At 44.7% G+C, this 15,049-nt stretch carries 10 protein-coding genes; 6 read left to right on the forward strand and 4 right to left on the reverse strand.

Annotated features, from left to right (window positions below; genetic code table 11):
- The first annotated feature begins 103 nt into the window (after positions 1-103).
- From prlC to ACK8OT_RS17690, 5 genes are all read left to right on the forward strand, one after another.
- The gene (prlC, locus tag ACK8OT_RS17670) at positions 104-2,137 is read left to right on the forward strand and encodes an oligopeptidase A (protein WP_410197831.1); all 2,034 of its coding nucleotides are present in this window, start codon (positions 104-106) and stop codon (positions 2,135-2,137) included.
- 180 nt (positions 2,138-2,317) lie between these two features.
- On the forward strand, positions 2,318-4,876 hold the full coding sequence (locus tag ACK8OT_RS17675) for a putative bifunctional diguanylate cyclase/phosphodiesterase (RefSeq protein WP_410197832.1): 2,559 nt from the start codon (positions 2,318-2,320) through the stop codon (positions 4,874-4,876).
- A gap of 3 nt (positions 4,877-4,879) precedes the next feature.
- A complete protein-coding gene (locus ACK8OT_RS17680; protein WP_410197833.1) occupies positions 4,880-5,962 on the forward strand; it encodes a mechanosensitive ion channel family protein in 1,083 nt (360 codons plus the stop codon).
- Positions 5,963-6,083: 121 nt separating this feature from the next.
- Positions 6,084-9,266: an EAL domain-containing protein gene (locus tag ACK8OT_RS17685; protein WP_410197834.1), complete on the forward strand. Its 3,183-nt coding sequence runs from the start codon at positions 6,084-6,086 to the stop codon at positions 9,264-9,266.
- A 47-nt stretch (positions 9,267-9,313) separates the two neighbouring features.
- On the forward strand, positions 9,314-10,057 hold the full coding sequence (locus tag ACK8OT_RS17690) for a class I SAM-dependent methyltransferase (RefSeq protein ID WP_410197840.1): 744 nt from the start codon (positions 9,314-9,316) through the stop codon (positions 10,055-10,057).
- Between the two features lie 5 nt (positions 10,058-10,062).
- Here the strand turns inward: ACK8OT_RS17690 and ACK8OT_RS17695 are convergent, their stop codons facing one another.
- The 3 genes from ACK8OT_RS17695 to ACK8OT_RS17705 all read right to left on the reverse strand — a co-directional run bounded on the left by ACK8OT_RS17695 (position 10,063) and on the right by ACK8OT_RS17705 (position 13,386).
- On the reverse strand, positions 10,063-12,027 hold the full coding sequence (locus ACK8OT_RS17695; RefSeq protein ID WP_410197835.1) for a methyl-accepting chemotaxis protein: 1,965 nt from the start codon (positions 12,025-12,027) through the stop codon (positions 10,063-10,065).
- A 302-nt stretch (positions 12,028-12,329) separates the two neighbouring features.
- The gene (locus tag ACK8OT_RS17700) at positions 12,330-12,752 is read right to left on the reverse strand and encodes a universal stress protein (protein WP_410197836.1); all 423 of its coding nucleotides are present in this window, start codon (positions 12,750-12,752) and stop codon (positions 12,330-12,332) included.
- Positions 12,753-12,780: 28 nt separating this feature from the next.
- A complete protein-coding gene (locus ACK8OT_RS17705) occupies positions 12,781-13,386 on the reverse strand; it encodes a histidine phosphatase family protein (protein ID WP_410197837.1) in 606 nt (201 codons plus the stop codon).
- Between the two features lie 334 nt (positions 13,387-13,720).
- On the opposite strand from ACK8OT_RS17705, the gene ftnA reads away from it, so the two are divergent.
- On the forward strand, positions 13,721-14,263 hold the full coding sequence (gene ftnA / locus ACK8OT_RS17710) for a non-heme ferritin (protein WP_410197838.1): 543 nt from the start codon (positions 13,721-13,723) through the stop codon (positions 14,261-14,263).
- Between the two features lie 63 nt (positions 14,264-14,326).
- Here ftnA and ACK8OT_RS17715 read toward each other — a convergent pair whose 3' ends face one another.
- Positions 14,327-14,866: a gamma carbonic anhydrase family protein gene (locus ACK8OT_RS17715; protein ID WP_410197839.1), complete on the reverse strand. Its 540-nt coding sequence runs from the start codon at positions 14,864-14,866 to the stop codon at positions 14,327-14,329.
- Positions 14,867-15,049 lie beyond the last annotated feature (183 nt).

A 15,049-nucleotide genomic window follows, 5' to 3' on the forward strand; every position in this document is an offset into this window, starting at 1 on the left:
TTAATCATGTTATTGGTATATGGGTTAATAGCTTTTGTTGCCTTGATATTTGCTGTTAGTAGCCTCATGTTTGTTATATCGCACTTATAATTTGAGATTAAAGATGACAATAGCCCAACCATTACCTCAGTTTAGCGCCATTAAGCCTGACACGATTCAAGCTGATATTGCGGCCTTGATCGATCAAAACAAGCAAGCCATTAACCAGGTTTTGGCCAGTGATAAGCCTTACACTTGGCAAAATTTTGTGATGCCTTTAGATGAGGTGTCTGATCAATTGAATCAGGCCTGGCAAGCGATATCCCATATTAACTCGGTAGTGAGTAATGATGAGCTACGTGCTGCCCATGATGGTTGTCTGCCTTTGTTGTCAGATTTTGGCACTTTTGTTGGCCAGCATGAAGGTTTATATCAAGCCTATAAGTCGATCCGCGAGGGCGATGAATTTGCCCGTTTATCGGCCGAGCAACAAAAATTTATCGACGATACCTTACGCGATTTTTCGCTTTCAGGCATAGGCCTAGATGAAGATAAAAAAGCGCGTTTTGGTGAAATTCGAAAGCGTTTATCCGAGCTCAGCTCGCAGTTTAGCAACAATGTGTTGGATGCTACTTTAGCGTGGCAAAAGCTGATCACAGATGAGGCGCAATTAGCAGGTTTGCCAGAATCTGCAATCCAAGCGGCTAAAGAGTTAGCCAGCAGTAAAGACTTAGACGGTTATTTATTTACCTTAGATATTCCAAGCTATTTGCCGGTACTGAGTTATGCGGATAATCGTGAATTGCGCGAGGAAATGTATCAGGCATTTGTGACCAGAGCATCGGATCAAGGGCCACATGCGGGCAAATACGACAACAGCGCCATCATAGATGAAACCCTCACCTTGCGTCATGAATTAGCACAGCTATTGGGCTTTGCTAACTACGCGGAAAAAAGTCTGGCCACTAAGATGGCTGAAACGCCCGAGCAAGTATTGGGCTTTTTAACTGATTTGGCAGCTAAATCTAAACCCCAAGCGCAATTGGAAATGGACGAGTTACGTGAGTTCGCTAAACAATCGGCGGGCCAAACCGATTTACAAGCTTGGGATTTAAGTTACTACAGTGAAAAACTCAAGCAGCACAAATATGCTATTTCTGCCGAAGAGCTACGCCCATACTTCCCAGAGTCGAAAGTCGTTAGCGGCCTGTTTGAAGTGGTTAAGCGTTTGTTTGGTTTGACAATCACGCGACGTGAAGGGGTTGATACTTGGCATCCGGATGTCAGCTTTTATGACATTTTTGACCAGCAAGGTGAACTACGCGGTAGCTTTTACTTTGATCTCTATGCCCGCGAGCATAAACGTGGCGGAGCATGGATGAATGATTGCTTAACTCGACGTCGTCGTCTTGATGGCAGCTTACAAAAACCGGTGGCATATTTAACTTGTAACTTTAATAAACCGACTTCGGACAAACCGGCTTTATTCACCCACGATGAAGTGACTACCTTATTCCATGAATTTGGCCATGGTATTCACCATATGCTGACTCAGGTGGAAACGAGCGGTGTATCGGGCATTAATGGTGTGCCTTGGGATGCGGTTGAGCTGCCAAGTCAGTTCCTCGAAAACTGGTGTTGGGAGCCACAAGCGCTGGCCTTTATTTCGGGTCACTACCAAACCGGTGAGCCGTTGCCAGAGGCGATGCTAGATAAGATGTTAGCGGCGAAAAACTACCATTCAGCCTTGATGATGGTGCGCCAGTTAGAATTTTCACTGTTTGATTTCAAACTGCATTTGGAATACAGCCCAGACCTTGCTAACCAAGCGCAAGCTAAGTTAGATGAGGTGCGTGAGCAAGTTTCTGTGGTTGTGCCGCCGGCTTATAATCGTTTCCAGCATGGTTTTAGCCATATTTTTGCTGGCGGCTATGCGGCGGGCTATTACAGCTATAAATGGGCAGAGGTGCTTTCAGCCGATGCGTTTTCTCGTTTTGAAGAAGAAGGTGTGTTTAGTGCCGAAGTGGGTCGTGATTTTATGCAGCACATTTTAGAGCAAGGTGGCTCAGCCTCACCTATGGTTCTGTTTAGCGCATTTCGTGGTCGCGAGCCTAAGGTAGATGCCTTGCTACGTCATTCAGGCATCAAGGCAGCATAAAAACCCTATAGCCCAAAGGGATAAAAAACCACTAATATCAAATAAACCTCACAAAAGTGAGGTTTGTTTGTGCAAAACAAGCACATTATTCACTTTTTTCTTCACTCATCATATCTTCCCCCCCCTTTTTTTTATTAAGATAAGCAACTGTTTCTGAACTTATTTTAAGATGGTGCCTTTATGCCGCACAGTTTACATGCCTTGCCTGACATTGTGGCTGCCGTGTCTGGTCTTTCAGGGCAAAGCTTGTGTGATGTGTTTGTCCAGCAGTTACGCCAGCACTTAGGTGCAGATGCTGTGTTGCTGACGACCTTAGATAAAACCAATACCTTGCTTTATGTGCAAGCAAGTGAGGGTGCTTGTCAGGATATAGATACCTTATGGCTAGGAAACTCAGCCTTTGCCAGAGCGTTACATCAGCCGATATTGGCTATTGAACGAAGCCAAGAAACAGATTTTCCTGCGCCAGAACTATTGGCTAAAGGGAGCTCTGAAGCCATGATTTGTGCCACCTTATACGATCAGCAGCAAGTGGCAATTGGTTTATGTATTGCGGTGTATCGCCAGCCCTTGGTGAAAGATCATCAAGGCTCCCATGTCATGGCTTTGCTAAGTAGCTTTATTGCCAAAGAATTGAACCAACAAGGCCGGACCGCGTTAACCCAGCCTAAGGCTCACAATGGTCCTATGCATGAGCATTGGTTGCGAGAGTCGTTACGTATAGGCTTGATGGGAACGTGGTCGGTTGATTTTCCGACTCGTCAGCTGCATTGGTCTGAAGCCACCTATCGATTATTTGATTTAGTCCCTTTTTCCCGCCAGTTAACCTTACCAGACCTAGAGCAATACATAGTGCCCAGTGATCGAGCTAAGGTCATGTTAGAGCTTGAGCGCGTTATGGAAGGGGTTGTGAGCGAGCCTCATGTATTTGAATATCGAATTATTTCAGCCAAAGGGGTGATGAAATGGCTGCGTGCGCAAGTCAGTTCGCTGCGTGAACACCCTAAGGGGTTACTGCAACTACAAGGCATTACCCAAGATATTACCCAAAGTAAGCAGGTGGGGAATCACGTGCTTGATAAGTACTTTGAACTGATGATCAGTCATTTGCCCATGGCGATGTTGCAGTTAGGGTTAACGGGTCGAGTCGAGAAAATTAATGATGCCGCCTTGCAACTATTAGGTTATCAGCCCGATGATGTTGAGCGGCTGAGTTTGGATGCCTTGCTTGTCGAGCCATCGAACAGTGCGCTGTCACTATCTTGTCAGTCGATTTTGACCGGCGTGGTTGAAAAACTCACTTGGCGTAAAGCATTAGAAACTAAGTTAGGGCAGGTTGTGCATTGTGATATGACCTTGATCGGGCTGCGTAATAATGGCGGTGAGGTGGCTTGTTATTTAGTGGTGATTGAACCCATCAGTGATAGTCAATTAGTGATTGAACATGTTGATAGCTTAACGAGTTTACCCAGTCGTGTTGGCTTTATGGCTGAGCTGGAGCATCGTATTGCCTGTCAGCATGAGTTTGCGGTGTTTCAAATTAACCTCGATAAGTTTAAGTCGATTAACTACACCCAAAAGCTGGCCACAGGGGATGCATTATTAACCTTGGTGGCTGAGCGCTTAAAAGGACGCTTACGTCAGCGTGATTATTTGGCCCGATTAGGCAGTGATGAATTTGCGATCATTGTTCCCAATGCGCTAAGTGCACGCCAAGCTGAAGTGTTTGCCGAGCAGCTGCAAAGTGCCTTTGCACAAGGGTTTCAGTTGGCGCAGCAGCAGCTTTATATTACCGCTAGCATAGGTTGTGTGATTTACCCTGAGCATGGTTTTAGCCATGATGAACTGATGCAACGCGTGGGTTTGGCATTGTCTGAAGCGAAAAACCAAGGTCGCAATACCTATGTGGTGTATGAGCAAGCAATGCGCCAATCTGAGCTAGAAAAACAAGCGCTGCTAGTTTCATTAACCGAGGCAATTAAAGCAAATCAATTAACGGTGTTTTATCAGCCGATCATTGATAACAAATCGGGTCGTGTGGCGAAGTTAGAAGCCTTGGTGCGTTGGTATCATCCCGAGCGGGGCTTTATTTCACCTATGGTGTTTGTTCCTTTGGCAGAAGAAGCTGGGTTGATTCAACAGCTAGGGCAGCAAGTGTTAACACAGGCCTGTTTTCAAACCAAGCAGCTACATCAGTTGGGATATGCTGGTATCGAGGTGTGTATTAATCGCTCGACACTGGAGTTTCAAAGTGTTGATATTAATGCCTCGGAATGGTTAACCGTGATCGAGAAAAGTGGTCTTGCAAGCCATTGTGTTACCTTAGAGATTACCGAAAGTTTGCTAATGAATAGTGATACTCAGCATATGAAGCGGATTAGCGCGCTAAAAGCGGCTGGGGTAAAAATTGCCATTGATGACTTTGGTACAGGGTATTCCTCGTTAAATTATTTGCGTAGTTTGCCTGCGGATGTGGTTAAAATAGATCGTTCATTTATTGCCGATATTCCTCGTAATCAGCAAGATAACTTGTTGTTTAACGGTATCATCAATATTGTTCATAACTTAGGCATGCAAGTGGTGGTTGAAGGAGTGGAAACAGCGGTTCAACAAGCCTATGTGCAACAGCAAGGTTGTGATTTTTCTCAAGGCTTTTTACTGAGTAAGCCTTTGCCTTTTGACCAGCTAAAAGATTATCTGCAGCAGCAGTGTCAGCCAGATTTAATGGAGTTACTTTAATCAATGGAATGGATTTCAAATCTAATCAACGGTTATAAAACCAATAACTGGATGTTTGACGTTACCATTATCCTGCTAGTGACCAGTGTCGCCTTTGTCGTTTGGCGCTACTTCGCCAAAAAAATGGAACGTTTGGTCAAAATGACCAAAACAGGTTGGGATGATGCTATTTGGTCGTCGGTATGGTTACCCATCAACTGGGTCATTTTAACCGTTGGGCTGGCTTTGGTGGCTAGCGTTTATGCGCAAGACCAAAATAGTGCCTTGTTGGACTATATTCCACTGTCTTTAACCCTGATCTTGACGGGCTTAATCGCTTGGGCGTTTTTGCGTTTTATCAACGCCGCGGAAGAGCGATTTATCAATTTAGGCAAAGATGAAACCACGGTTAATGCCTTAGGTAAGCTAATGAAAGCCGCCGTTTTGGTGATCACTGCGTTAGGCATATTCCAAACCTTAGGCTTTAGTATTTCAGGGGTACTTGCTTTTGGTGGTGTTGGTGGCTTGGTTGTCGGTATGGCTGCCAAGGATTTACTGGCTAACTTTTTTGGTGCTTTTGTAATTTATCTCGATCGCCCATTTAAGGTCGGCGATTGGATCCGCTCCCCCGACCGTAGTATAGAAGGCACGGTAGAGCACATTGGTTGGCGTGTTACGATTATTCGTACCTTTGATAAAAGGCCCTTGTATGTTCCTAATGCGATCTTTTCTAGCATCGCAGTGGAAAACCCGTCACGCATGAGCCATCGCCGAATTTATGAAACCTTGGGTATACGTTATGCGGATAGTCAGGCCATGGCGGCGATTGTCAGGGACGTTAAAGCCATGCTGCAAAAGCATGATGAGATAGATGCCAGCCAAACCTTAATCGTTAATTTTAATGGTTTTGGTTCGTCGTCGATGGACTTTTTTGTCTATACCTTTACCAAGACCACTAATTGGGTTCGCTACCACGAGGTGAAGCAAGATGTTTTACTGCAAATTATGGCGATCATTGAGTCTTATGATGCAGAGTTTGCTTTCCCAACTCAAACCTTACACATTGAAGGTGTTGTACCGGAGGCGAAAGTAGCGCCAGAGGGCTAAACTACAAGAGCAATACTTTTCAGCTTGATCACAAACTACTTGTGCTCAAGTTGACGTTAGCGCAACGGGCGGAGTACTCTCAGCTTATCTTTGGTTAGCTTGTTAATAAAATAGAGATTGGATGCAGATTTTGGGGCTTAGTCGTTTTATTGTTTCTTGTTTACTCGGCCTGTTGCTGCATATTCCGATTGCTTCCGTGCAAGCGAAAGAGCAAGAAGTTCTGGTGCTTCATTCCTATCATCAGGGGTTTAAATGGACCCGTGATATGCAAGCGGGTATCGAGTCTATCCTCAAGAATCAAGACGTTTCTCTATATGTTTCCTATCTTGACAGTAAGCGTTTCTTCACCGATGAATACATGGTGTTGTTAACCGAGGCGTTCGCTCGCAAATTCTCGCATCGTGAATTTGATTTGGTGATAGTGACCGATAACAATGCATTAGCCTTGGCCAAGACCTATGGCCAACGCTTATTCCCCAATACTCCCATCGTTTTTACCGGAGTGAATAATTTTACACCTGCGCTGATTGAAGGCATGTCAAAAGTGACGGGTGTAGTGGAAACGCCTGATTTATCAGAAACCTTAACCGCTGCCTTAAGTTTAAAGCCGCTTACCAGCAACATTTATGTCATTGTTGATGACACCCACTCCGGCAAATTGATCCAGCGCGACATCGAAAAAATTCGTGGTCAGTTTTACCCTAAAATTCATGTTTTACATGATGAAAGCTTTCTTTCATTGAAGCAAAAAGTCAGTGAAATTACTGACGATGCGATTATTTTATATACAGTGTTTGCCCGCGATCGTGACGGTATGTATATCGAATACGATAAAGTGCTGAAGGCCTTGTTTGAAGTGGCTAAGGTGCCTATGTTTGGTGCTTGGGATTACACTTTAGGTTATGGCATTGTTGGCGGCAAAATGATCAGCGGTTTTAGCCAAGGTGAGAGAGCTGCTCGTAAGGCTCTGGATATTTTGCATGGTGTGCCAATCGAGGCATTGCCAATTGAGACTAAAGCGACCAATCAGTTTGTGTTCGATGCGCTGTTGCTGGAACACTGGCAGCTCGATCCGGAACAACTACCAAAGAATGCTTTTTTAACTAACCAACCAGACAGTGAATACAGCAGTTATCGGGATAACTTCTTTTTCGTTTTGGTGGTGGTGTTAAGTCTGTGTGTCATTATCGCGCTGCTGCAATTTAACTTATTGAAACAAAAACGTGTTGAAAGCGAGCTGAGAGCTAGTCGTACCCGCTTTAGTGCACTGTTTCATGAAGCTTTCCAATTTATTATTTTACTTGATGATAAAGGGCGTATTCTGCAAGTAAACAAGGCAGCCCTGCAGTTATTAAATCTCAATGAAGTGGATGTGATTGGTGAGTATATCTGGGAGTCGCCATGGTGGCGTCACGATCTTGATGAGCAACAAAAGCTAGTTTCCGCCATCGACATGGTGCAAAAGGGCGATTTTGTTCGTTATGAAAGCCAGCAGCAAAATGCATCGAAACAAAACGTGGTGGTGGATTTATCCCTCAAGCCCGTGCGTGGCGCTCAAGGGGTTGAAATGATCCTATTGGAAGGTCGCGATATTAATAGCATTAAGCGGGCGGAAGTTGAGCTAAGGGAAAGTGAGGCTCGATATCGGGTATTGCATGACGAAAATCCTTTCATGCTATTAACGATCAATAACCAAGGCTTGGTGCTGTCGTGTAACCGTTACGGTGCCTTACTATTGGGCTATGCAGTGGATGATGTGGTCGGTAAAAACATCACGCTATTGCATACAGAAGCGCACGATATAGGTAGCCAAATTAAGTACTTAAATCGTTGTGCGAGTCATCCGGATGGCCTACAGACCCGTCAAATTCAATACCAAACCCGATTAGGTAAAACCCTTTGGTTAAATGAAACCACCCGCAAGGTGCCGGGAAAAGAGCAATTTTTCTTAGTTTGTGAAGATATTACCGAAACCAAGGAATTGTCGGAGCAGCTGGCTCATCAAGCATCCCACGACTTTTTAACGGGGCTTAATAACCGCAGCTTTTTTGAAACCCAGTTGCAAAAGCACATAGATCTAGCGAGTGAAGGTGAGCAAGTTCATGCCTTAATGTACTTGGACATGGATCAGTTTAAGGTGATTAATGATACCTGTGGTCACAGCGCAGGTGATGAAGTGTTGAAGCAGTTATCTACCTTGTTGACCGACAGTTTACCTACTCACGCGCTATTGGCCCGCTTGGGCGGAGACGAATTTGGGGTGATTATTGCCGACTGTCAACCCGACGATGCCTTGGCTTATGCTCATGGTATTGTGGCGGCGATTGCTGAGCACCATTTTATCTCAGAGGAAAAGACCTTCTCCCTTGGCGTCAGTATCGGCTTAGTAGAAATCAATAAAAATAGCGGTAATCGCCAACACGTATTAAGTTGTGCCGATACGGCTTGTTATGCGGCGAAAGATGAAGGCCGTAACCGTGTCCATGTGTTTAAGCAAGATGACCAAGAAGTGCAGCGTCGTCACGGGGAAATGCAATGGGTTAACAAGGTTCAGCAAGCGTTACGTGAACAACGTTTTTGTTTGTACGCTCAGCCCATAAAGCGGGTGAGTGGAAAGGATGACTCTGGCTATCTGCATTATGAAGTCTTGACGCGTATGATTGACGAGAACGGTAAGTTGGCACCGCCTGGGTTGTTTATTCCAGCGGCTGAAAACTACAATCTAGCCGATAAGCTCGACAAACTGATCATAGATAAAACCTTAGCTTGGTTAAAAGGTCATCCCGATCATGTTGCTAAATTGGATCAATGCTCGATTAACCTTTCGGGTCAATCTATTGGTAACAAAGAATTCGTTGAATACTTAGTTAAAGCCTTGGTGGACTCAGATCTTCCTCTTTACAAAATTTGTTTTGAGGTCACCGAAACCGTGGCCATTGCTAACTTCAGTCATGCTTCTTTCTTATTGAAAGAGCTGAAAAAGCTGGGCTGTAAGCTGGCTCTAGATGATTTTGGTACCGGCTTGTCTTCGTTTGGCTACTTGAAGCGATTACCGGTGGATTATCTTAAGATTGATGGTTTATTTGTCCGCGATATTGCAGATGATGAAATGGACTACGCCATGGTGCGCAGTATTAATGAAGTGAGCCAGTTAATGGGCAAGCAAACCATAGCAGAATGCGTTGAAGACGAAAGGGTGATGATGCGCTTGGCTGAGATTGGCGTTGATTTCGCTCAAGGTTATCATTTAGGTAAACCTATGCCGATTGAAATGATGGCGCTAGTCTCTCTGGCCATGGAATAATTTGTTATTATCGCCATTTTACTGATTGAGAGCCTGTTGTGATCCCACTGCTTGTTGATTCTCCTTGTCGTCAAAATGACGCTGCTGCCTTGCGAACCCAATGGGGCTTTAGCGATGCCTTAACCGATGCTGACAAACTTGCTTTAGTGCTTACCGAGCATCGTTTAGAGCTACGCAAATTAGATGAGCCTAAGCTAGGTGCAGTTGCGGTAGACTTTGTCACCGGGGCTAGTGCGCATCGTCGTAAGTTCGGCGGTGGCAAAGGACAAACCATTGCTAAAGCGATTGGGATTAAGGCTAAAGCGGGGTTGAAGGTCATCGATGCAACGGCGGGTTTAGGTCGAGATGCCTTTGTGTTTGCCTCTTTAGGATGCCAAGTGACTTTAGTTGAACGCTCTCCGGTGGTGGCTGCTTTATTGGCTGACGGGTTGCAGCGGGCTTATCAAGATCCTGAAATTGGTGAGTGGATGCAGGCCAATATGTCTTTAGTGTTTGACTCGGGCATTGATTGGTTAAGCCAAGCCAGCACTGATGTGGTGTATCTGGATCCTATGTTTCCGCACAAGAAAAAAAGCGCACTGGTAAAGAAAGAAATGCGGGTGTTTCAGCATTTAGTTGGGCCAGATCTTGATGCCGATGCGTTGCTTGCTCCCGCCTTGGCCGCTGCGCAGTATCGGGTTGTTGTAAAACGACCAGACTATGCGCCTTGGCTTGATGAACAAAAACCTACCTTGGCTTTTGCAACCAAGAACAATCGCTTCGATGTATACGTAAATAAGGCTATCAGCTAACTGAGTTACTGCTGTTGCTCAAGCGGATTGGTATTCAGGGTATTGATTATGCTGTCCGCTTCTTGTTTGATTTGTTGAGCAATTTGTTGCGACAGGCTGGATACTTGTTGCGACTGTTGCTTTACCTGCTCCATGGCTGATGCAAAGTCGATTAATTTACCCGACTGAAGTTTTGCATTGACACTACCTTGTTCTGCGACCACGGCTGAACTCATCGCATTTTCTCGGACACTATGAGCGGTATCCCAGAGGATATTTGCGGTTGTTTTTTGCGCCTCGGATGCCGTGGCAATGCCTTTAATATCGACACTAAGCCCGGCTGTTGCTTGTCGTAATTGCTCTAATATCGTCGCAATTTGGCCCAGCGACTCTTGGGTGCTATGAGACAGCTGGCGCACTTCGGTCGCGACAACGGCAAAACCTCGGCCATGCTCGCCGGCACGAGCGGCTTCAATCGCGGCATTCAGGGCTAACAGATTGGTTTGGTCTGAGATGCTGCTGATCACATCGATAATGCTAGCCACATTGTCCACCGACACGTTAAGTGAGCCTAATGATTGATGACAGCGGTTGACCGCCTCGCTGGTACTCTCGGTAGCTTGCAAGACATTGCGAGCATATTCCTGACTGGCTTGCATGGCATCTTGGTTGTTCTTCGCATATCCCAAAATGGTGACAGAGCTGGTTTCAACCTCTTTAGATAGGTTGTTCAACTCGGCCATCATGGTTGCGCTGTGGCTAGCGGATTGGCTATTGGCTTTGGAGTCTTGCTCAATGGTTTCGACCTGTTTCACCATCTGTTTTAAGGCATTCGATACTTTCACCAACTGCTCGGCTTTTAGTGCTTCTGTGGCTTGAGTGCGACTGATTAATTGGTTGAAACGCTGCGCTATCTCACCTAATTCATCATTGGATTTAGCCAGCATCAGTGGCTTGGTTTGGTTGCTTTGAACCAGTTGAGCAAAGGCGTTATTGAGCTGTTTTAAGCGACGCACGATCAGCAGTTGCTGAAATAAATAGGCGGCCATGCTGTAACCAACCAAGACAGCAACGGCAATCAGTAGGGTCAGTTGAATTTCATCTAGCCGTTGTGCAACCGATGTTTGTAGCTGCTGCTCTAGGTTTAATAATCCTTGCTCCAGTTGTGCGACTTCTTGGTGCAATTGGCTACTGGCACTTTGGGTTAAGTTAATATTTTGTCGCGTGTTATCCAGCTCTTTAGGGTAGCGCTTAATTAAACTACTTAACTCAGCGATGGCCTCTTGGCCTTTTTCGATAGGCTCTTCGTCATCGTCAAAGCTAAGGATGCCAGGCTCGGATTTCGTTTCAACCGGGTGAAACAGGTTGAGGGGCGCGAGTTGTTGTAGCTGTTGACTGATATTAACGAGCTTGGTTTGTAGGTATTCCAATTGGTCCAAGTTTTCTTCGCTGGCGCTGCTAAACAACGCAACACGGCTGAGGCTCAATTCCGTTAAGGTGTCAGTTAGCTCTTGGCTAACAGCAAGGTATTGGCTTGCCAAATTCGTATTCTGTTGCAGTCCTTCGATGCCATATTGGTTTAGGCTATTGGCATATGCACGCATTTCGGTTTCTGCTAAGGCAAGAATTTGCTGGTTATTCCCGGATAGTTTTCCTGCTGCCCGATATTGGCCGCCTAGGCCATCCAATAGCGTGGTTATTTGTTGTTTGATCGTGACTGAGTTGGCCATTTGCTGTTGTGTAATTTGCTCATACACAAGTTGTAGTTGATTGGTGGCATTTTGTAATTGGCTTGCATCACCACTATCCAGATAAGCTTGGATGGTGCGTTGAAAATCCACATTGATTTGGTGTTTCAACTTTTGGTAGCTATTAGCTTGAGCCTGCATGGTCTGGATTTCATGGCCACTTTGCCAAATCGAATAACCGAGAATGCTTGCTATTAGCAATAGTAAAATAGAAGATAGGGAAGAAAAAGTACTAATACGCATGGTGCATTCCTTAGCTGCCGAGAGTGAAAAAGAAGTGGCTGTGCCAGAAACAGGGCATCTCCCATTGATGCACCGAGCTTAGCGTTTAGACATGACAGATATGTGACATTAATTCATACTTTATAATGAGTTTTTAATGAAAAAGAATCAGAGTTTGTGCGATTGGAAACGATCCGATATCGAAAATAATCAAGCTGTATTGCAAGCTTTGGTGGAAGGGCCAAAATATTTTTGCCGTAAGTGCGCTCGGGTTGCCAATACTAAAAAGGCATTATGCAAGCCGAGCGGTTTTTAGGTGAATGTTACACAGGCACGATAAGTAGATCACAAGGTGCTTGGTTTAGTAGCTTTTTCGCCGTGTTATGAAAATATCCCCAGAAGTCATGATGGTGGCCAGCGATAATCAAATCAACTTCTAGCTCTTGAGCCGCAGTTAAAATGCTTTCGGGCAGGTCGCCACAGATCACTTGATGGTTTATTTTTGGATAATCAACGCCAGCCATGATTTGATCAAACAGTTTTTCTGAGCGCTCAGTTAACTGTTCTTTTAATTGTGTTAAATCCATTGAGATCATATTGGTGTAGAGTTGGTTCAGCTGGATATTAACGTGAAGCAGGGTTAGGGTTGCTTGATCGATTTCTGCACGTTGAAGTGCCTTGTCGAGTAGAGGTTTACAATCCTCATCTAAGTTCAGCGCAACCAATATATGACGGTAACCGGACATGATGCCCCCCTTAGTTATGGCCTATCTTCTAAAGTATAGATGTAACATCTTGATTCAGTCTGACTAACTGCCATTTTAGTTGATCAAATTTCAGTTCTGTGACACTGCAATTAGTGAGCTCTAACATCTGCATTTTTTGTATTGGCCAACCTAAGAGTAAGTGGATCAGATAATTGAGTGCCTGTCCGTGGCTAACGATAGCGTGGTTTTGCTTCGGGTGATCAAGTATTAATTTTAAATAGCCAAGTAGCCGTTTTTCGAGTTGGGCTATCGGCTCAGCACCGGCATAGGGCAAGGGTATTTGAGCTTGATAAAATTGCTGCAAGTTGTGGAGTTCTACTTGGTTAAGTTGGCTGATTACCTTTCCTTCTAGGGGGCCGTAACTCACTTCGCGTAATTGGTTACTGTAAATAATCGGGCATGAGTGGAATCGTAAGAGTGGTGCTGCCGTTGCTTTGGCGCGGGTAAGATCGCTGCAATGGATCAGATCTAAGTCTAATTGGCGACTGTAATAGCCTAATTGGTTAGCTTGTCGATGGCCCCGTGAGCTTAATGTGGTATTTAGGTGGCCTTGAAGAATTCCTGCTTTGTTAGCATCCGTTTCGCCATGGCGAAATAAATATAAGGTTTTCAATGTTAGCCATAGTTTTAAGAAGGTGGCTAGCTATGATAAAGGATCGACAGCACTAATTAGATAAATGAAAGCAAAAAAAGTAGCATGATGAAGCTTAAAATTTTCCATTCTTTAAATAACAGTTCCATGTTCATCGCCTCTAACTTGTGAAAGTGGAGGCATTGTACCAGTGGCACATAGTTCGTGATGTGAAATAAGTCAAGAATCGTAGAATAAATCAGCAGTAATTTCATGCTTGTGTATGAGTCTGATTGAGGTGGTGGTATTTTGCAGTCTAACTGTGTGAAAATAGCAAAATTAATGAAGTATCATAGATGTATATTAAGGACTCGCTATGCTAAAGCCTACCATGATCGAAAAATTGAACGAGCAGATTAATTTGGAATTTTACTCATCAAACTTGTATCTACAGATGAGTGCGTGGTGTGAAGATCGCGGCTTAGAAGGTGCTGCAGTCTTTTTACGTGGACACGCTAAAGAAGAAATGGAACATATGCATCGTCTATTTACCTATGTAAGTGAAACCGGCGCATTGCCAATCCTAGGGGCTATCGATGCGCCTCCCCATGAGTTTGAATCACTTGCACATGTGTTTCATATGACGCTAGAGCATGAGCAAATGATCACGCAAAAAATCAATGAACTGGCCCATGTGGCGTTTTCTGGTCAGGACTATTCGACGTTTAATTTCTTACAATGGTATGTATCTGAGCAGCACGAAGAAGAAAAGCTGTTTAAAACTATCATAGATAAGCTAGAGCTTCTCGGTGACAACAAACAAGCCTTGTACTTTATGGACAAAGAACTTGCTGAGTTAGCTAAATCAGGTAGCCCAAGCATTATTGATTCCGCGACAGTGGCTGAAGCGGGCTTTTAATTTCTGCCCTTGGCTAAATCATGAGCCCTTAGTGGGCTCATTTTACAATATAGTCAGCCGCTTTTAGTCTTCAGCCAAGTATTCATTCTTAAGCCTAACATAATTGTCTGCAGACTCAGGCAGGAATGCCAACTCAGCCTCGGTTAATCTTCTTGCTTGTTTAACAGGCGAACCAACATACAAATAGCCAGATTCTAGCGTTTTGCCGGGAGGGACTAAGCTGCCTGCTCCGACGATGACATCATCTTCAACCACGGCATTATCAAGAATAATCGCGCCCATTCCCACCAGAACACGATCGCCAATGCGACAGCCATGTAACATAGCTTTATGTCCTACGGTCACATCATCGCCAATAATCAGTGGGTATCCCTCGGGATTGCTCGGCGTTTTACGCGTAACATGCAACACAGTGCCATCTTGGATATTGGTGCGTTCGCCAATATATATACTGTTTACATCACCTCGTGCGGCAACTAACGGCCAAACACTTGCATCAATCCCTAATGATATTTCGCCAACCAGCACGGCGGATGGGTCAATATAGTTAGTGTTATTAGTCTTAGGGTGGATACCTTTATAAGGACGGATATTCTTGTTCATGACTTTCTCCATGTTAATACGCCCGACATTAGCACAATAAATCAGCAAAACAAGCGAAGAACATGGGAGATCCTGTGGATAACTTGAGGGTATATTGTGGGAGGAAATTAATTGCATTTTTCTTACAAAAAAGCCTTGCGCTGAAAACGAATCTCCCTATAATGCGCATCCATTGACACGGCG

Source organism: Motilimonas thetidivivens, assembly GCF_046452435.1.
Classification (GTDB): Bacteria; Pseudomonadota; Gammaproteobacteria; order Enterobacterales; family CBDFNC01; genus Motilimonas.